The organism is Psychroflexus sp. MBR-150 (genome assembly GCF_053628795.1).
On the sequence record NZ_JBRJHB010000007.1, the window covers coordinates 112,969 to 131,896 of the forward strand.

Sequence of the window (18,928 nt, forward strand, 5' to 3'; positions counted from 1 at the left end):
ATTTTAATAATTGAACGTGAGTTCGATATAAATTCCAATAAAATATATTCATATAAAATACAGATATTTAATCATTTGTCATGACGACAAAGCGAAGCATGAGCGACGAGACATCTCAGTAGGATGAGATTTCTCCTCATTCTTCGTTCGAAATGACAAAATTTGCTAACAAAAATATGTAATTATCTAATTTACAACTTTCATTAAATCGAACTCAGGTTAATTGAACTCGATTTGTTTAACATCATCAAAGATGGATAAAATCTTTATAATATTACATAAAAACCCTGCAGAGCTAATCATGCAGGGTCTTCAATCAATCATAAAAAACTACTACTTATTCCATTTTCGACTTTCAAACATTTGGTCTAAAGGTGTATTGGCAATATGGTTGATGTAATTTGAAAATGTTTTCATACCTACTGCTGTTACGACACCAGCGATGTGTTTATCTGTATAGCCCTGATTTTTTATAGCTTTTGTAACTTCTTCAGAAGGATAGCCTCTATGTTTTACAACCGACTTGGCATATTGACTCAAAGCCTGAAGTTTAGCATCTGGAATTTCTTTACCATCTCTTATGGCATTGGTAACTTCTTTTGGTACATTACTTTGATTGTCAGCAATAAAAGAGTGAGCCGCAACACAATAGGTACAGCCATTTTCTAAAGCAATGCTTAATAATAAAACTTCTTGCTCTACAGGGGAAAAGCCAGAATCTTGTCTAAAAGTTTCATCAGCAGAAGTATAAGCTTTTAACAAAGAAGGATTATTTGCCATAACTGCAAATAAATTAGGTATCATACTCATATTGTCTTTTGCTGATTGAAGAATTGGTTTTGCTTTTTCATCAGCGTTTTCGATTGTTTTTAATTCAAATGTTGACATAAAATTTATTTTTTGAAATAGTCGATAATTTTTATATCATCTTACAAAACATACAACTTTTTAGATAGATTTGATTTTTTTTAAAAATCTTATCTCTTTTTTAATTTCTTATACTTAATCCGCTTCGGCATTGTATCGCCGAGGCGTTTTGTTTTGTTGTCTTCATATTCGCTGTAACTGCCTTCAAAAATTATAGGCTATTGAATTAGGAACAGCAATGTTTAAGCTTTCAAATTCAATTATATGCGTCTAAAAATGTTAAAATCTGAATAATTTGGTGTTTTAAAAAAAATACTATAAATTTGATTTAAAATATCTTAAATGTTAACAAATAATACTCGACACTCGACACTCGACTACGAGGTTAACATTATATTTCTCTAAACCTTTTGAATTTACATAGCTTAAAATCTAAGAACTCCAATGATTTTAAAAATTAAGTTTAACTAAAATATTTTAACTATGTATAATTTACTAAAATTTCCACTACTATTTTTTATATTAAGTCTTTTTCTTGTTGGCTGTACATCAGAAGAGGTTAGTCAAAACTTAAACGAAATAACAAATGAAGAAACAAGTTTTGCTAAGCGTGTTGATTTCCCTGATTTAAACACTTATCTAAGCAATAAGTATCCAAACGGCTATACTTTTGGTTATGAAAGAACATTTACAGAAGATGATGATACGTTTGTTGTCAAAGAAGTGTTTGCCAATGGAGCCACAGAAGTGACTGGCTTTGTGAACCAAACAAATGATGATTTCACACAGTATTTAGAATTGCAAAGAGCACGTGATATGATTTGGATAGATGATTTTGTAGATGGCGAGTTATATGAGTTTGATGCCAGCGATCCTGATAATCAAGAATTTTTTGATGAAGGGTTTTTAAAGGATCTAAACGAGCCTGTAGAAACTGCTGGCAAGCGTTTTTGGGGTTGGTCTGAATGGGATTGTAACCCTATTGGAGCTAATCAATGTTGGTGTACAAGAAAATATAGAGCATTTTTTATTAAGATAATAAGCCAGAATGGACAATTTACAGGTGATGGAAATGGGGGTTGTTCAAATATTAATTAACTTTAAAACTTCCAAGATTTAATTAAATCTTGGAAGTTTTATATTACAATAATTTTGATTAAAAAAAAATACATCAATTTTATCTTAACATTAGCTTGCTTTACTAGTCTCAATGCTCAAAAGTATATAGTTGTTGACTCATTGACTAAAAGACCTTTAAAATTTGCAAACATTCAATTTTTAAAAGTAAATAAAGGTACATATACCGACTATGGAGGCTTTTTTTTTATAAAAAATAAAATATTAGACAGCATTTCAATTTCTCATTTAGGTTATACTACAAAAAAAGAAAAGGTTCTTAGACTGGATGATACAGTTTTTTTGACACCTAAAATAGAGAATTTAAAAGAAGTGATTTTAAAAGAAAAAATTAATTTTAAGGAAGTTGGACTTCATAAAAAGAGATCAAATTTATCATGGTCTTTAAGCAAAAAAGGGAGTGAGTTTTTTATGAGATTAACTTTCAACAAAAAATATCGAAAAGCTACTATAGAGACTGTGTTAATCCCTATAAAAAAAAGTTTCGTTAAAAAAAATAACACTAAATCTTTCAAAGCAATATTACGTGTAAACATTTATTCTGATAATCATGGGAATAATAAAATATACAGCACAAAACCAAAAGAATTTTTGACTTCTAAAAAACAAATGCTAGAATTTGATATTTCAAAATCATCTATAAAAATAGATAATAAAAAAATATTTATTGGTATAGAACTAATAGGTTTTAAAGATGAAAATGGCTTTTTTATAGATGAAAGCGAAAATCTTTTAAGGATTAGTTTCACCTCAAAAAAAACAAAGAATATAGAAACTGAAACATTCTTAAGATATATTTTTGAGGGCAATAACGAATTAGAGTCACTCCATGATTACCTAAGAAAGTATGATCTTACAAAGAAAAAATACAATTTGCAAATAGGTTTTAATTTAGCTTTTTATGGTGATTAGTTTTAATAAAATCTTGATTATAAAATTTAACAAAGATAATGATGTTTTAAAAGAAGTTTTTTTTGTCAATGGAGCCACAGAAGTGACTGGCTTTGTGAACCAAACAAATGATGATTTCACACAGTATTTAGAATTGCAAAGAGCACGTGATATGATTTGGATAGATGATTTTGTAGATGGCGAGTTATATGAGTTTGATGCCAGCGACCCAGATAGCCAAGAACTTTTTAATGAAAGGTTTTTAAAGGATTTGGCACAACAAACATCAACAGCTAATCGTTTTTGGGGTTGGCAATGTGGATCTGAGACAACTTATCCAGGTGGTTATTGTGAGAGGACCTGTACTTATAGAGTATTTTGGACTAAAGTTAGATTATCTAACGGAAAATTTAGTCAATCTTTCCCTTGTGATGATCTACCAGGAAGTAATCCAAGATTAGTAAATTAGAATTAAAAAGAACAGGGAGAAACAAACTCCCTGTTCTTTAATTTATTTATTATGAAATATTTACTTTTTATATTTTTTATCTCAATTACAGTTTCGTTATATTCTCAAAACATTAATGTTTTAGATGAGTCAACAAAAAAACCAATACCATATGCAGTCGTTTTTTTAGACTCAATTGGAAAATATACTGACGAAAAAGGCACATTAAGCATAGATAATCTAAAATATAGTTCTATTAAAATTCAACATTTGGCTTATCAAGACAAAGAAATTTTAAAAAGAGACTTTAATGATACAATTTATTTGAAACCTAAAACATTGCTACTTAATGATGTTACTGTTTTTAATAAAAAAAGAAAGAAATTAAAAACTTTAAAGTTTAAACCATATTATGGTCTCACTTTATTTGAAGGTTCTGAATCTATAAGTTGTATTTACCCCAAAAATAAAGACATAATGTTTGCGAAGTCATTAAAATACAATATTTATGTTGTAAAACCCTCTAAATATAAAATTCAAGACTCCGTAAAACATATTTTTAAACTTAATATTTATGAAAACGTTAATTTCAAACCCAAAAGCTTAATGAGATTGCCCATTATAAACACTATTTTTGAATCAGAACTCAAAGGGAAAAACAGACAATTAATTTATGATTTTGAAGATAATCCACTTATTATTAATGATAAAGGAATATGTTTTGGTTTAGAACACATAACTTATAGACATGAAATAGACTTCACTAAGAATATTCATATTAATGCATCTTTTTCACAAAAAAGTAAGTACTTCAGTTTTAAAGCTTATTTGAGATATCCATTAGCATACAAAGACACTTTAAAAACTTATGATAAAGTCATTAAAGATGTGAAAAATCCTGTTTTAATACCAGATGTTGTAGTTTATAAGTGATACATTTTTTTATACTTTTATTAACCAATAATGATTAAAAAATGTGTAGTTGTTACATTCTACTATTAAGTGACACATATTTAAATATTTACCCAATAATTTTCTCATTTACCATTAATGACTGCTTTCAAAAGGCAGATAAACTAATAACCCTAAAATTCATTAGTGCATTAGTGGCTGAAAAAAGTTACTTCTTATCCAATGAAACTTTTCAATTTCCAAATGCTCCCAGTGACGAGTCTATTAATCCCGCTTCAATTTCTTATACTTAATCCGCTTCGGCATTGTATCGCCGAGGCGTTTTGTTTTGTTGTCTTCATATTCGCTGTAACTGCCTTCAAAGAAATAGACTTCAGAATTGCCTTCAAAAGCGAGAATATGGGTGCATACTCTATCTAAAAACCACCTGTCGTGAGAAATAATAACTGCACAACCAGCAAAGTTTTCTAAACCTTCCTCTAAAGCCCGAAGAGTGTTAACATCCAAATCGTTGGTTGGCTCATCTAGTAGTAGTACGTTGCCTTCTTCTTTTAAAGTCATTGCCAAATGCAGTCGGTTACGCTCACCACCAGATAGTTTGTCAACTTTTTTGTTTTGCTCGCTTCCGCCAAAATTAAATCGGCTGAGGTAAGCTCGGGCATTGACTTTTTGGTTGCCCATCATAATCAGGTCTTGACCATCTGCAAAATTTTCATAAATACTTTTATCAGGATCAATGTTAGAATGGGCTTGGTCAACATAAGCAATTTTAGCTGTATCGCCGACTTCAAAAGTGCCTTCGTCAGGTTCAACTTCGCCCATGATCATTTTAAAAATGGTGGTTTTACCCGCACCATTAGGCCCAACAATACCAACGATTCCTGCTTGAGGTAATTTAAAATTCAAATCGTCATAAAGCAACTTGTCGTCAAATGCTTTTTTAACGCCTTTAGCTTCAATCACTTTGGTTCCTAATCGCGGGCCATTAGGGATGTAGATTTCTAATTTTTCATCTAATTTTTTCTGGTCTTGACTGACGAGTTTGTCGTAATTTTTTAATCGGGCTTTTTGTTTGGTTTGTCTTCCTTTAGGTGACATTTTAGCCCATTCTAATTCGCGTTCAAGGGTTTTTTGACGTTTGCTGGCTTGTTTTTGTTCGTCAGCCAAACGCTTAGATTTTTGCTCAAGCCAAGACGAATAATTACCCTTAAACGGAATACCTTCGCCACGGTCAAGTTCAAGTATCCAACCAGCGACATTGTCTAAGAAATATCTATCGTGCGTCACGGCAATGACTGTGCCTTTATACTGTTGTAAATGTTGTTCTAACCAATGCACGGATTCGGCATCGAGATGGTTGGTTGGTTCGTCAAGTAGTAACACATCGGGTTCTTTTAGCAATAAACGACAAAGTGCCACACGACGTCTTTCACCACCAGATAAGACACTGATTTTTTTATCAGCATCAGGAGTGCGTAACGCATCCATAGCCACTTCAAGTTTGTGATCGAGTTCCCAGGCATTGGTAGCATCAATTTTATCCTGAAGTTTAGCTTGTTGACTCATCAATTTTTCCATTTTATCTGGATCGGAATAGACTTCTTCTAAACCAAACATATCGTTGATTTTATTGTATTCATCAAGGATTGCAGTAATTTCAGAAACTCCTTCTTTAACCACTTCGAGAACGGTTTTATCTTCATCTAATTGGGGCTCTTGTTCGAGAAGGCCAACAGAATAATCTTGAGAAAAGACCACATCTCCAGAATAATTTTTATCAATCCCTGCTATAATTTTGAGCAATGTGGACTTCCCAGAACCATTAAGACCGAGGATACCGATTTTGGCACCGTAGAAAAAACTGAGATATATATTTTTTAGAACAGGTGTTTGTGCTCCTTGAAAAGTTTTGCTCACTCCAGACATGGAGAAAATTACTTTTTTATCGTCTGACATATTATGTTTTATTTAAATTGATGAATTATAGTGATTAATTTCCATTTCAGTTCTTAGTAACTAAAAACCATTTATCTCAACGTCAAAGTTAAAATGTTTTTCCTGATAATTTATAGGATAATTTGGTTTTGAATACTTGAATTATTCTCAGCCCTATTTTTCTAAACTTAAAATGGAATAACATATTAAGAAATTCATCATAACTGACATTATCATGATAAAATTTCATACGGTTTTCAATTTGCTCATCTGTATATTTAATATAAACGCGTTTACTAGAGAGTTCACAAATTTGCCATTTTAATAAATTTTTCTTTCGCCAAGCTTTACGGTATTTATCAAATGTATTTTGATTAGTTTTAAGAAAGCTATCAATATATTCACAGGCTAAATTTGCACTTTGCATAGCATAGCGAATGCCTTCACCACCAAGTGGATTTACTGTAGAAATGGCATCGCCTACAGCAACTACTCGGTCTTTATAAAATGTATCTTTAATACTCGGACTATATTTTAAAGTGCCACCATGAACATCTAATATTTCATAATCAATCGGTTTAATGTATTCATCAATAACTTTTTCGGTGAGTTTTTTGGTGGTTTTGTTTGTTTTGTCTTGGTCTTTGGCTTTGATATGAACTTTGCCTGCACCGACTTTTAAAATTTTGTTTTCCATAGGAAAAATCCACGAATAGCCTTGGAGTGCCCATTTATGCCCGAGGAAGAAAATTAAATTGTCTTTGTATTTATTATAAGTTTCTTGATCGACTTTAATGAGGTATTCAAGACCACTACCTAGCACCATTTGTGGTTGGTCGTCTTTGTTGTTGTACATCACTTTTCTTACAGGACCAGTGGCATCAACAACTAATTTTGCTTTGTATTGAACAGTTTTTTGATTAGCAGAGTTTACGAAGTCAATAATAATTCCATCTTGTATGACTTTCTTTTTGACATACCGATGACCCATTAAAACTTTACCGCCATTCACTTTTACTTCATCAGCTAAGAATTGTCGCAATTTGCCGAAATCTAAAACAACGCCTTTGTTTTGATCACTTGTCCAGGCATATTCATCTTTGGTACATTGAATTTTTAGATTTTTCCAATAACTACCGATTACAGATTGTGGTATTTTAAACTCATCAAGAGGAACAAGTGTCATTCCTGCACTTGAAAAATTGTTGTCTGCAAAACTTTCATAACGCTCAGTTAATAAAACTTTATGACCGAGTTTTGATAAATTTCGAGCCGTTTGTCCACCAGCTGGACCGCCACCAACGACAATCACATCAAATGTTTCTATCATTCTTTTAAGTTGAAGAAGACAAATATAGGTTATAATTGATTTTTAGAAAAGAGTTTTTTAACGAGTAGATGTTGCTATTAATAACCCGACCCAAAATATTTAATTAGACTAATTTTCTAACACCCGATTGATAGCACCAGGTACAATCGCTGAGTGAGAAGCCTGATGAACCACTTGGCCTTTATGTAGTATAATCAATTGTGGCGACTGATGTAAAACGCCAAGTTTTTCTGCAATAGCATTAGAAACATCACGATGTGCCAACAAATCTAAGTAGAGTAGTAGCACTGCATCTTCATCAAAATCGGCATTGTTTTGAAACTGATTCAGCACCATTCTGCTGATGCCACAACTTGTAGAATGTTTAAAAATCACAACAGGTTTGTCTTTAGAAATATCTAAAGCATTATCCAACTGTTTGATGTCTTCTAAAACTTTCCAATTTAAAGATTTTTGTTCTTTCTTTGAGCCGAATAATGTATTGAGAATTCCCATATTTTGTTTATTTTTATAGAGTCGTATTTATTTTTTAGAACTTTCAAAAATAAGTATTCAGAAAGAATTTTAACAAGACAAAATGGCTTGTTAAACACAAAAAAAGATGCCAAAATGACAATACTAACTAAGGGTATATTTTTTGACAATAGATAATTGAATTAATAAAAATAAGAAATTATGAACCCAAATCAATTGACCATAAAAGCCCAAGAAGTCATTCAAAAAGCACAGCAATTAGCACAAGAATATGGGCATCAACAAATCGAAAATGAACACGTTTTTAAGGCAATAATAGAAGTTGATAAAAATGTGTTGCCATTTATTTTTAAAAAACTTAGCATCAACCAAAAGTTGTTTGTTGATATTCTTGACAATACACTAAAAAGTTTTGCAAAAGTATCTGGCAGCGATATCTTACTATCGCGAGAAGCCAATAAAACCTTTAACGAAGCAACGATTATTGCTAAAAAAATGGAAGATGAATATGTTTCTGTTGAGCATCTCATTTTAGCTATTTTCAAAAGTAATTCTAAAGTTGCTCAAATTTTAAAGGATCAAGGTGCTACCGAAAAAGGTCTAAAAGCCGCCATTGATGAATTACGACAGGGCGATAAAGTTACTTCTCAAACAGCAGAAGACACCTACAATTCATTAGATAAATATGCTAAAAATCTTAATAAACTTGCCGAAGAAGGCAAACTCGACCCCGTGATTGGTCGCGATGAAGAAATCAGACGTATTCTTCAAATTTTATCTCGACGCACCAAAAACAATCCGATGTTGGTCGGTGAACCAGGAACAGGAAAAACCGCTATTGCCGAAGGTTTAGCCCATAGAATTATCGCTGGAGATGTACCTGAAAACTTAAAATCAAAACGCATTTACAACTTAGATATGGGTGCGTTGATTGCTGGGGCAAAATACAAAGGTGAATTTGAAGAACGTTTAAAATCCGTCATCAAAGAGGTAACAAAAAGCGATGGTGACATTATCTTGTTTATAGACGAAATTCACACCTTAGTTGGTGCTGGCGGAGGACAAGGTGCAATGGATGCGGCTAATATTCTTAAACCTGCTTTAGCACGTGGCGAACTCAGAGCCATTGGTGCAACAACACTTGATGAGTTTCAAAAATATTTTGAAAAAGACAAAGCACTTGAACGTCGTTTTCAAAAAGTTATGGTCAATGAACCTGACACCGAATCCGCAATTTCTATATTGCGTGGTATCAAAGAAAAATATGAAACTCACCACAAAGTTCGCATAAAAGATGAAGCCATTATCGGTGCAGTTGAACTCTCTCAACGTTATATTACAAATCGATTTTTACCTGATAAAGCTATTGATTTAATGGATGAATCAGCATCAAAATTGCGAATGGAAATCAATTCAAAACCTGAAGAACTCGATGTTTTAGATCGAAAAATTAGACAGTTAGAGATTGAAATTGAAGCCATAAAACGTGAAAAAGATGAAGCTAAACTCAAGATTTTAAAATCTGATTTAGCTGAACTCAAAGAAGAACGCAATGACTTAAATGCCAAATGGAAAAATGAAAAAGAATTAGTCGATAATATTCAGCAAATCAAAACTGATATAGAACAATTTAAACTCGAAGCTGAACGAGCTGAACGCGAAGGCGATTATGGAAAAGTAGCTGAAATACGCTATGGCAAAATTAAAAATGCACAAGAAGAACTTGAAAAGCTACAAAAACAAGTTGAAGATAATGCAGGTGCAGACACATTGATTAAAGAAGAAGTAACTTATGAAGACGTTGCTGAAGTAGTAGCAAAATGGACAGGTATTCCTGTTACAAAAATGCTACAAACCGAGCGTGAAAAATTGCTTAAACTTGAAGATGAATTGCATAAACGCGTTGTAGGTCAAGATGAAGCTATCGCTGCCGTAAGTGATGCTGTGCGTAGAAGTAGAGCGGGTTTACAAGATGAGAAAAAACCTCTCGGTTCATTCTTGTTTCTCGGAACAACTGGAGTTGGTAAAACCGAATTGGCCAAAGCCTTAGCCGAATATCTTTTTGATGACGAAAACGCTATGACTCGCATTGATATGAGTGAATATCAAGAGCGTCACGCCGTGAGTCGTTTGGTTGGAGCACCTCCAGGATACGTCGGATATGACGAAGGCGGACAACTTACTGAAGCCGTTAGACGCAGACCGTATTCTGTAGTATTGCTTGATGAAATTGAAAAAGCACATCCCGATACGTTTAATATTTTGTTGCAAGTGCTTGATGAAGGTCGTTTGACCGATAATAAAGGTCGTTTGGCAGATTTTAAAAATGCCATTATTGTGATGACTTCAAATATAGGAAGCCATATTATTCAAGAAAAATACGACACTTTTAACGACGTTGACACCGCAATGGAAGCTGCAAAAGAGGATGTTTTAAATCTGTTGAAAAAGAATGTCAGACCTGAATTCCTTAACCGAATTGATGACATTATCATGTTTACACCTTTAAGCGAAAAAGATATCAAGGCTATTGTAGATTTACAGTTGAAACAATTGAAAAAAATGTTGTCTAAACAAGGCATTACCTTAGATGCAACAGAAGAAGCTAAAAGTCATCTTGCCAAACTCGGTTATGATCCGCAATATGGAGCAAGACCAGTAAAAAGAACCATTCAGCGAGAAGTATTGAACGAATTGTCTAGAGAAATTTTAGCTCAAAAGGTTACAGCAGATAGCATTATTTTGCTCGATCAATTTGATGGAAAGTTAGTTTTTAGAAACCAAAAAGATTTGGTGAAGTCATAAGTTAAGTTAAGTTAAGACAAGCTTTTAAAATAAAATTAAGCCTGCTATTTTTAGTAGGCTTTTTTTGATGAAAAGTTTAAGAAAATCTAATTTTTATAAAAGCAAAGCCACGAATACACTAATAAAAGCCACAAATACACTAATTAAAAGCCACGAATACACTAATAAAAGCCACGAATACACTAATAAAAGCCACGAATACACTAATAAAAAGCCACGAATACACTAATAAAAGCCACGAATACACTAATAAAAGCCACAAATACACTAATAAAAAGCCACGAATACACTAATAAAAGCCACAAATACACTAATTAAAAGCCACAAATACACTAATAAAAAGCCACGAATACACTAATAAAAGCCACAAATACACTAATAAAAAGCCACGAATACACTAATAAAAGTCACAAATACACTAATAAAAGCCACAAATACACTAATCACGAATACACTTAAGGTTTGAAATTATGAATTCAATTTATTGATTTGAAGAAAAGTCAATCTTTTTCAATAGATTTTACTTTCTTGACTGTAATCATCTCATCTTGTGTATTTCCCCAAGAATTCATAATATAATTCATCACATCGGCCACTTCTTCATCGCTTAAACCTTGTGCTGTCATGGCGTTATTATAAACATTGCCATTAACTTCTATTTCACCTTTCAACCCGTATTTAATGGCAGCAATACTTTCATCGACTTTGTCATCTAACCAATCAGATTTAGCTAAAGGTGGATAGACTCCAGAAACGCCTTTTCCACTCGGCAAATGACAACGAGAACAAAAATCTTCATAAATCCATTGACCATCTTCAATACTTTGTTCTAAAGTTTTTTCTTGCTGTATAATTTGATATCCTGCTTCAAATTTTTCAGATGCAGAGGATAAAACTATTCCAATCAAAATTTTGATAAGCGTTGACATCACTAAATCAATTTAAAAGTTTTACCAAACCAACACCTTCAACACCAACATAAACAAAACCATCAGGACCTTGTTCAACGCTTCTTACACGACCGATGCCATCGAGTATTTTTTCTCTTTTGGTCACTTTATCATTTTCAATGATTAAATGTTCTAGATATTGAAATTTTAGTGAACCGACTAAGATGTTACCATTAAGATGTGGATATTTATCTGATCGTACGAATGTCATTCCACTAGGGGCAATTGATGGCACCCAATAGTGAAAAGGTTGAGCCATACCTTCTTTTTTTGTAATTTCTGTGAATTTAGTTCCGGAATAATTAATACCATAACTTATCACAGGCCAACCATAATTAACACCTTTCTCAATAATATTAATTTCGTCGCCACCGCGTGGACCGTGTTCGTGTACCCATATTTTACCAGTTTCTGGATGGCGTTCCATACCTTGTGGATTACGATGTCCGTAACTATAAATAGCTTTTTTGGCATTTTGTTGGTCAACAAAAGGATTGTCGTTTGGAATACTTCCATCATCGTTTAGACGATAAATTTTACCATTATCTCGAGTTATGTCTTGTGGGTTTTCATCTCGATTTCCACGATCGCCAATTGAAAAATATAAATAGCCGTCGTTGTCAAATTCTATGCGACTTCCAAAATGCTGTCCACGTTTTGAAGGTTGGTCTCCTTGATACAACACTTCTAAGTTTTGCACTGTATTGTTGTTGACTTGAAATCTCACTAATCTTGTATTGCCACCGTCTTCAGTTTCAGATTTTTTAGCATAAGTGGCATAAATCCAAGGTTGTTTAGGATAATCAGGATGAATTTTAATATCCATCAAACCGCCTTGTCCACGCACATAAACTTCAGGAAAACCAGTGATTTCAGTTTTTTGTTTATTCTTAATGTGAAATAATTTGCCTTCTTTTTCAGAAACAATTATACTTCCATCAGGTAAAAAATCAAATCCCCAAGGAATTGCTATACCATCTGCAATAACTTCATAACTGTAGTCTTTAGAAGATTCTGTGATGTTTTTATCAGTTTGTGCACAAGCGATAAGCCCTGTAAAAGCAAAAGCGAAAATAGAAACTTTTATTTTCATAATTTTAAATTTTTCTGAAATATACTGATATTCCCATAATTCTAATTTATTTTAAGAAAATTTATAAAATTTACATTTTTAAAAATGAATTACACTATCGACTTAAATGCTGATCTTGGCGAAGGCAAAACTAACGACGAAGCTCTTTTAAAATATCTCTCGTCTTGCAATATCGCTTGTGGTGGACATATTGGTGATCAGCAAAGTATTTTAAAAACCATTAAATTGGCTCAAAAGCACAAAGTTAAAATAGGTGCTCACCCATCCTATCCAGATGTTGAGAATTTTGGAAGAAAGTCTATCAAAATTAGCATAGATGATTTAGTAGAAGCTATCGATAATCAGTTAAATTTATTCAAGAAATGTATTGATGAAACTAAAGCCACTTGGCATCACATCAAATTTCATGGGGCTTTGTATAATGATTTAAAATCTGATGAAACCAAAGCTCGAGCATTAGTCAATTTAATTAAAGATAAACACCAAAAAACCATTCTTTATGTGCCACCAAATTCTATGATTCAGTCTGTTGCAAAACCTCAAATTCCAATTAAAATCGAAGGCTTTGCAGATAGAGCATACAATGAAGATTTGAGTTTGGTATCGCGTCAACATCCTAAGGCTGTTTTTAAAACATCTGAAGCAGTGATTAAGCAAGTTAAGAAAATGATTATTGATAAAGTTGTTGAAACATTTAACTCAAAACACATCTCCATAAAAGTTGATACTATTTGTATTCACGGTGATACACCTAAGGCTTTGGATATGTTAGAAACCTTAGTTGATGAGCTCAAAAACCAAAAAATAAAGATTCAATGATAAAAAAAGAACTCAACGACTTCAAAACTCATTTGTCATCACCTACGAGTTTGCTTGTAGAGTGGAATTTTAAGTTGTCTGCAAAATATATTAAAACCTTACAAGCTTTAAAAAATCAGCTTTTAAAACAAGATCAGGATATAAAATATATAACTTCAGCTTTTAATACATTTTTGATAAAATATAAAAATTCTGATATTGATATTTTAAAGAAAAAAAATCAAACCGAAACTTTCATAAACTCATTTGAAATTAAAAATAATGGTGAGGTTAAAACAAGACGATTTAAAATTCCAGTGTGTTATGAATATGAACAAGATTTAAAAAATATTTCAAAACAAAAAAATCTCAGCACATCTAAAATTATTCAAATTCATACTGAACAAATTTATACCTTATATTTTATCGGTTTTTTGCCAGGGTTTTTATATCTTGGTGATGTTGATAAACGCATTCAAATACCAAGACATCAAACCCCAAGACAAAATGTTGAAAAGGGTAGTGTAGGCATTGCCGAAAATCAAACGGGAATTTATCCTATGCGTTCGCCTGGTGGCTGGCAGATTGTTGGGCAAACACCGATTGATTTGTTTGATGTCAATAGAAAACCACCAAGTCCATTTCATCCAGGAGATCAAATTCAGTTTTTTGCTATTGATAAATCGGAATTTGACAGGCTTAAAAACGCTGATATTTCAATTGAAAAATTTAAACAAAATGATTAAACTTTTATCCAACGGATTTTATACTAGCATTCAAGACCTTGGTCGGTTTGGCTATACTGATTTTGGTGTGCCATTAAGTGGAGCTATGGATCAAAATTTATCCCGTTTTGCTAATCTTTTGGTAGGTAATTCACCTGAGCAAGCAGTTTTAGAAATGACTTTTATTGGTTCTAAACTCAAATTTACTACAGCTCAAACTATTGCCATTACTGCACCAAAAGCAAAAGTATTTATAAATGGAATAAAAGCGGAGACCAATCATCAACTCTCAATTCATCCCGACGATGTTTTGGAAGTTAAAAACATACAAAACAGAGCCTATCTCGCCGTTAAAGGTTATTTGATTTCTGAAGAAAAACTCGGAAGCCAAAGCCAATATCAATCTATTACAACTTCAGAAAAGCTAAAAAAAGATGATGAAATAAGAATTAAAAGCAATCATCAAAATTTTAATAAAAAACACGCTAACGTTAATTATGATTTTTCTATTTATGAATCCAAAACTTTAAAAGTTTACCCTTTGCCAGAATACGATAAACTTAACCGAAATGAAAAAGAAATTTTAGCGACCAAGACATTCACTATTTCAGAACAAAGCAACCGTATGGCTTATCAATTTGATGAAGTTTTTGAAAATCGCTTAGAAAGTATTAATTCAGCACCTGTTATGCCTGGCGTTGTGCAATTAACACCAGAAGGTAAACTGATGATTTTGATGCGTGATGCACAAGTTACAGGTGGTTATCCTAGGATATTTCAGTTGTCCGAAAATAGTATTAATCTTTTATCACAAAAACCCCTCAAAAGTCAGATAAATTTTGAAATTTTAAAACTCAAATAAATCATCAATTATGAAATCAAACAAAGTCTTATTTAAAAATAAAAACGAAGAAGAATTAGTCGGTAGGTTAGATTTGCCAGTAGATAAACGTATTCATAGTTATTGCATTTTTGCACATTGTTTCACTTGTAATAAAAATCTTAAAGCCATCAAAAACATCTCAGATGGATTAACTTCAAGTGGTTTTGGTGTATTGCGTTTTGATTTTACAGGACTCGGTCAAAGCGATGGTGCATTTGAAGATACTAATTTTTCTCATAACGTTGACGATTTGATTGCGGCATCTCAGTTTTTGGAAGACAATTATGAAGCACCAATTTTAATTATCGGACATTCGTTGGGTGGCACTGCTAGTATTTTTGCTGCTCATCAGTTGGATAATATTAAAGCTTTTGTCACTATTGGCAGTCCATTTCAGCCACAGCACGTGAGTGAATTGCTGGAAAGCAAAATGGATGAAATTCAAAATCAAGGCAAAGCCAAAGTTAATGTTGGCGGTAGGAGTTTTACCATTAAAAAAGATTTTCTTGAAGATTTGCAAAACAATAAAATAGACGAATTTTTAGGCGATTTAAAAAAACCCTATCTCATATTTCATTCGCCACAAGATAAGATTGTAGGTATAAAAAATGCAGAATTATTATACACACACTCTCATCATCCTAAAAGTTTTGTTTCACTAGACGGTGCAGATCATTTGATGACCGATCCCAAAGATTCTTCTTATGTCGGTCAAGTGATTTCAAGTTGGGCTACACGATATCTCGATGTATTTGAAAAAGAAAAAGACCTTAAAACGAAACATCAGGTGGTAGCGAGCTTAGATCAAAACGATGACTTTACTACTGAAATGGCTTTGGGTTCTCATAGAATGCAAGCAGATGAATTAGAAGAATTTGGAGGTCATAATTTAGGACCAAATCCATACGAGTTTGTTTCTGGCGGTCTGGCAGCTTGCACGGCTATGACTATTCAGATGTATGCTAAACGCAAAAAATGGTCAGTTGAAAATGTAGAAGTTCATATCAATCACAATAAAGACCATTGTTACGATTGCAAAAATGTAGAAGATAAAACATCAAAGATTGACATTTTTGAAAGAGATATAATTTTAAAAGGTAATTTAGATAACAAACAAAGACAACGGTTATTAGAAATTGCTAACAAATGTCCAGTACATAGGACACTTCATAGTGATATTGTTGTAAAAACCAAACTTTTAAGTGATTAAGACATTATATATTTGTTAATTTTTATTAATTATTTGACTTTTAATGACTATATACTTAAATTCGGATAAAATTTAAAACTCAAACAAAATGAAAAATTTAGCAATTAGTTTTTTATCATTAATTCTGATTTTAGCGAGCTGTAAAAAGCAAGAAAATAAGGATAATAAAGCAGATGGTAAAGAAGTTAAAACAGAAGAAAAAATTGAGAAATCTAAAATAACCTTATCTAAATTTGCAGATTCACCTAAATTTGAAGATGCAAAAATAAGCCTGAATAAACCTGCTGTTGGTAAAATCAATAAAGAAACAGGTAAAGCAGAAGTCAAATTTGATTTTAATGTTGAAAAATTTGAACTTGGAGCTCAAACTGAAGATGCAGGTAAAAATGGCTTAGCCAATTCTGCAAACGGACAACACATCCATTTTATTTTAGACAATGCTCCATATTCTGCACATTACGAGCCATCTTTTTCTAAAGAAATTGAAGAAGGAAACCATGTTTTATTAGCATTTCTATCGCGTTCTTATCACGAATCTGTTAAAAATGCATTTTTAGTTCAGCCTATCACAGTTGGTAAACCTAAAGGAAAAGCACTTGATTTATCTAAACCACATTTGTTTTATAGTCGTCCAAAAGGAACTTATAGTGGAAAAGATACAGAAAAATTATTGTTAGATTTCTTTTTAGTCAATACAAAATTATCAGAAACTGGTAACAAAGTTAAAGCGACTATCAATGGAGAAGAATTTACAATCACAGAATGGGTACCGTATGTTATAGAAGGTTTAGACAAAGGAGAAGTTAAAATACGCTTACAACTTGTCGATGCTGAAGGAAACTTAATTCCTGGTTCATTTAATGATGTTACAAGAACTGTTACGCTAAAATAAATTAAGCCATTTTATCAAACTTAAAACCCGGCTTTTAGCTGGGTTTTTTTATTTCAAATATTAACTAACTTTACAACATAATTTACATAAATGAACCCATCAGCAACAGGTTGGATTAACAAGTATTTAGATGAATACGATCAGGATTTAAAAAAATTATCCGCTTATTCCTTTGAAGAGTTTTATTATGAACTCAAAAAAGCAGGTTTTATTTATGGCACAAATTTAATTCCCGTTAGCCAGCGTCAAAACGATGATTTTAAATTAACGCAAGAAGAATTGGCCAAAGTCAATTTATTTACGGCTTTGTCAATTGTTTACTTTCACTTTAACCCTCAGCAAAATCATAAATTATGTTTGCAAACAATCTTGTCTTTTTATAATGAATTAAAACGCACTCATCATTCTTTATTTCAATTCAAATGGTCTTTTAAATCAAAGCTTGACAGAGAAGTTGAAAGCATAATTCACCAACGCGTTCAAACTAATGATTCATACATTCAAAAGAATTTTAGTAATATCGTCACAAATGCATTATTGTTTGTCGATGTTTTAGCATTCAAAAACTATCTTAACAAAACCTATGAACCATGTTGGTTTGTTACCAGACTTGAAGAGTTGCTCGTCAATACTTTATATTTAGCTTTAAAAGAAAAAAAATTAAAAGGGAAATACGATAATATTATAATTAAATTAATTCAAAGCTCTTTAAGGTATCACGAAATTAATGTGGATAACTTAAAAGAGCTGGCAGACTTAAATTTTGATATTTTACAAGACAAAACAGAAAAACTCTACCTTATCGATATGATGTGCATGACATTATACTCAGATGAGGAGATAGATGAATCTGAAAAAGTTTTTATAAGCAAACTTTCACAAATTTTAAATATTTCAAGCCATGAGTTGGATAATTCTATCCAGTTTTTATATGATTTTGTGAATAAAAACAAATCTGAAATATATTATTTTAATACGGCTCATCCAGTAAAGTATTTCTACGACCGAACCTATCGCACAGTGTCTTTATTAATAATAAGAAACAAAAAAAGGATCATCAACGAAATAACTCAAAGTAAAGAACTCATGAATTTATTGATGATATCAACATATAGGGAGTTGAATTCAAAAGAAAAGAGAAAAGTTAAAACCCAATTATTAGATATTTTTAAAACCATACCTTCTTTAGCCATATTTGCCTTACCAGGAGGTAGCATTTTACTACCTATCATTATAAAAATGATTCCCTCAATATTACCATCTTCATTTAATGAAAATTTAAAAAAAGAAAATTCAAAATAATAAAAAAACATTTCACTTTTTATTTTCTTTATTTAGCTTAAAATCAGCTTATTGAAAATTAATGTTTTGTGATATTAAAAAAAACAATTTTTTTTCAAAAAAAGTATTTGTTGAAAAGAAAAAAGGTATTACATTTGCACCCGCTTTCGGGCGAAACAAAAAGATTAAAAAAGTACATTGGCATATTGAATTGACAAGCTGATTAGAGATAATCAGCAACGCGTAAAGATAAGCGAAAAAAACAAACATACCCGAGTCAACAGATTTTGGTGTTTT

17 protein-coding genes are annotated in these 18,928 nt (G+C 31.9%); 11 read left to right on the forward strand and 6 right to left on the reverse strand.

Going from position 1 to position 18,928, the window contains the following annotated elements; all coding sequences use genetic code 11:
- Window positions 1-333: 333 nt before the first annotated feature.
- Window positions 334-888 carry a carboxymuconolactone decarboxylase family protein gene (locus ACSSV5_RS05895; protein ID WP_454245146.1) on the reverse strand — a complete coding sequence of 185 codons (555 nt, stop codon included), beginning with the start codon at window positions 886-888 and terminating at the stop codon, window positions 334-336.
- A 462-nt stretch (window positions 889-1,350) separates the two neighbouring features.
- On the opposite strand from ACSSV5_RS05895, the gene ACSSV5_RS05900 reads away from it, so the two are divergent.
- The 4 genes from ACSSV5_RS05900 to ACSSV5_RS05915 are packed head-to-tail and all read left to right on the forward strand — an operon-like array spanning window position 1,351 to window position 4,276.
- Entirely contained in the window at window positions 1,351-1,965 is a 615-nt protein-coding gene (locus ACSSV5_RS05900; protein ID WP_454245147.1) for a hypothetical protein, read from the forward strand.
- A gap of 54 nt (window positions 1,966-2,019) precedes the next feature.
- A complete protein-coding gene (locus ACSSV5_RS05905; RefSeq protein ID WP_454245148.1) occupies window positions 2,020-2,916 on the forward strand; it encodes a carboxypeptidase-like regulatory domain-containing protein in 897 nt (298 codons plus the stop codon).
- A gap of 13 nt (window positions 2,917-2,929) precedes the next feature.
- On the forward strand, window positions 2,930-3,364 hold the full coding sequence (locus ACSSV5_RS05910; RefSeq protein ID WP_454245149.1) for a hypothetical protein: 435 nt from the start codon (window positions 2,930-2,932) through the stop codon (window positions 3,362-3,364).
- Window positions 3,365-3,415: 51 nt separating this feature from the next.
- Entirely contained in the window at window positions 3,416-4,276 is an 861-nt protein-coding gene (locus tag ACSSV5_RS05915) for a hypothetical protein (RefSeq protein ID WP_454245150.1), read from the forward strand.
- Window positions 4,277-4,519: 243 nt separating this feature from the next.
- Here ACSSV5_RS05915 and ettA read toward each other — a convergent pair whose 3' ends face one another.
- The 3 genes from ettA to ytxJ form a co-directional block, all read right to left on the reverse strand.
- The gene (ettA, locus tag ACSSV5_RS05920) at window positions 4,520-6,211 is read right to left on the reverse strand and encodes an energy-dependent translational throttle protein EttA (RefSeq protein ID WP_454245151.1); all 1,692 of its coding nucleotides are present in this window, start codon (window positions 6,209-6,211) and stop codon (window positions 4,520-4,522) included.
- A gap of 88 nt (window positions 6,212-6,299) precedes the next feature.
- On the reverse strand, window positions 6,300-7,520 hold the full coding sequence (locus ACSSV5_RS05925) for an NAD(P)/FAD-dependent oxidoreductase (protein ID WP_454245152.1): 1,221 nt from the start codon (window positions 7,518-7,520) through the stop codon (window positions 6,300-6,302).
- 108 nt (window positions 7,521-7,628) lie between these two features.
- A complete protein-coding gene (gene ytxJ / locus ACSSV5_RS05930) occupies window positions 7,629-8,015 on the reverse strand; it encodes a bacillithiol system redox-active protein YtxJ (protein ID WP_454245153.1) in 387 nt (128 codons plus the stop codon).
- Between the two features lie 180 nt (window positions 8,016-8,195).
- Between ytxJ and clpB the strand changes: the two genes are divergently transcribed.
- Complete coding sequence (gene clpB, locus ACSSV5_RS05935) at window positions 8,196-10,799, forward strand: ATP-dependent chaperone ClpB (RefSeq protein WP_454245154.1); 2,604 nt, start codon at window positions 8,196-8,198, stop codon at window positions 10,797-10,799.
- A 500-nt stretch (window positions 10,800-11,299) separates the two neighbouring features.
- Here clpB and ACSSV5_RS05940 read toward each other — a convergent pair whose 3' ends face one another.
- Both ACSSV5_RS05940 and ACSSV5_RS05945 read right to left on the reverse strand, forming a co-directional pair.
- Complete coding sequence (locus ACSSV5_RS05940; RefSeq protein ID WP_454245155.1) at window positions 11,300-11,728, reverse strand: c-type cytochrome; 429 nt, start codon at window positions 11,726-11,728, stop codon at window positions 11,300-11,302.
- Window positions 11,729-11,735: 7 nt separating this feature from the next.
- The gene (locus tag ACSSV5_RS05945; protein ID WP_454245156.1) at window positions 11,736-12,842 is read right to left on the reverse strand and encodes a PQQ-dependent sugar dehydrogenase; all 1,107 of its coding nucleotides are present in this window, start codon (window positions 12,840-12,842) and stop codon (window positions 11,736-11,738) included.
- Between the two features lie 84 nt (window positions 12,843-12,926).
- Here ACSSV5_RS05945 and pxpA point away from each other — a divergent pair, with 84 nt between their 5' ends.
- The 6 genes from pxpA to ACSSV5_RS05975 all read left to right on the forward strand — a co-directional run bounded on the left by pxpA (window position 12,927) and on the right by ACSSV5_RS05975 (window position 18,652).
- A complete protein-coding gene (pxpA, locus tag ACSSV5_RS05950; RefSeq protein WP_211065822.1) occupies window positions 12,927-13,661 on the forward strand; it encodes a 5-oxoprolinase subunit PxpA in 735 nt (244 codons plus the stop codon).
- Complete coding sequence (gene pxpB, locus ACSSV5_RS05955; RefSeq protein ID WP_211065823.1) at window positions 13,658-14,386, forward strand: 5-oxoprolinase subunit PxpB; 729 nt, start codon at window positions 13,658-13,660, stop codon at window positions 14,384-14,386. The genes pxpA and pxpB overlap by 4 nt, the downstream gene beginning before the upstream one ends.
- Window positions 14,379-15,227: a 5-oxoprolinase subunit C family protein gene (locus tag ACSSV5_RS05960; RefSeq protein ID WP_454245157.1), complete on the forward strand. Its 849-nt coding sequence runs from the start codon at window positions 14,379-14,381 to the stop codon at window positions 15,225-15,227. The genes pxpB and ACSSV5_RS05960 overlap by 8 nt, the downstream gene beginning before the upstream one ends.
- 10 nt (window positions 15,228-15,237) lie before the next feature.
- The gene (locus ACSSV5_RS05965; protein ID WP_454245158.1) at window positions 15,238-16,458 is read left to right on the forward strand and encodes a bifunctional alpha/beta hydrolase/OsmC family protein; all 1,221 of its coding nucleotides are present in this window, start codon (window positions 15,238-15,240) and stop codon (window positions 16,456-16,458) included.
- 88 nt (window positions 16,459-16,546) lie between these two features.
- Window positions 16,547-17,350, forward strand: a complete 804-nt coding sequence (locus tag ACSSV5_RS05970; protein ID WP_454245159.1) for a hypothetical protein — start codon at window positions 16,547-16,549, stop codon at window positions 17,348-17,350.
- Between the two features lie 90 nt (window positions 17,351-17,440).
- On the forward strand, window positions 17,441-18,652 hold the full coding sequence (locus ACSSV5_RS05975) for an LETM1-related biofilm-associated protein (protein WP_454245160.1): 1,212 nt from the start codon (window positions 17,441-17,443) through the stop codon (window positions 18,650-18,652).
- Window positions 18,653-18,928: the final 276 nt, after the last annotated feature.

What these genes read in the sequence shown, in the direction of transcription:
- ACSSV5_RS05895 (WP_454245146.1), bottom strand. Translation starts at nt 888, where the DNA reads ATGTCAACATTTGAATTAAAAACAATCGAAAACGCTGATGAAAAAGCA.
- ACSSV5_RS05900 (WP_454245147.1), top strand. Translation starts at nt 1,351, where the DNA reads ATGTATAATTTACTAAAATTTCCACTACTATTTTTTATATTAAGTCTT.
- ACSSV5_RS05915 (WP_454245150.1), top strand. Translation starts at nt 3,416, where the DNA reads ATGAAATATTTACTTTTTATATTTTTTATCTCAATTACAGTTTCGTTA.
- ettA (WP_454245151.1), bottom strand. Translation starts at nt 6,211, where the DNA reads ATGTCAGACGATAAAAAAGTAATTTTCTCCATGTCTGGAGTGAGCAAA.
- ACSSV5_RS05925 (WP_454245152.1), bottom strand. Translation starts at nt 7,520, where the DNA reads ATGATAGAAACATTTGATGTGATTGTCGTTGGTGGCGGTCCAGCTGGT.
- ytxJ (WP_454245153.1), bottom strand. Translation starts at nt 8,015, where the DNA reads ATGGGAATTCTCAATACATTATTCGGCTCAAAGAAAGAACAAAAATCT.
- clpB (WP_454245154.1), top strand. Translation starts at nt 8,196, where the DNA reads ATGAACCCAAATCAATTGACCATAAAAGCCCAAGAAGTCATTCAAAAA.
- ACSSV5_RS05940 (WP_454245155.1), bottom strand. Translation starts at nt 11,728, where the DNA reads ATGTCAACGCTTATCAAAATTTTGATTGGAATAGTTTTATCCTCTGCA.
- ACSSV5_RS05945 (WP_454245156.1), bottom strand. Translation starts at nt 12,842, where the DNA reads ATGAAAATAAAAGTTTCTATTTTCGCTTTTGCTTTTACAGGGCTTATC.
- pxpA (WP_211065822.1), top strand. Translation starts at nt 12,927, where the DNA reads ATGAATTACACTATCGACTTAAATGCTGATCTTGGCGAAGGCAAAACT.
- pxpB (WP_211065823.1), top strand. Translation starts at nt 13,658, where the DNA reads ATGATAAAAAAAGAACTCAACGACTTCAAAACTCATTTGTCATCACCT.
- ACSSV5_RS05960 (WP_454245157.1), top strand. Translation starts at nt 14,379, where the DNA reads ATGATTAAACTTTTATCCAACGGATTTTATACTAGCATTCAAGACCTT.
- ACSSV5_RS05965 (WP_454245158.1), top strand. Translation starts at nt 15,238, where the DNA reads ATGAAATCAAACAAAGTCTTATTTAAAAATAAAAACGAAGAAGAATTA.
- ACSSV5_RS05970 (WP_454245159.1), top strand. Translation starts at nt 16,547, where the DNA reads ATGAAAAATTTAGCAATTAGTTTTTTATCATTAATTCTGATTTTAGCG.
- ACSSV5_RS05975 (WP_454245160.1), top strand. Translation starts at nt 17,441, where the DNA reads ATGAACCCATCAGCAACAGGTTGGATTAACAAGTATTTAGATGAATAC.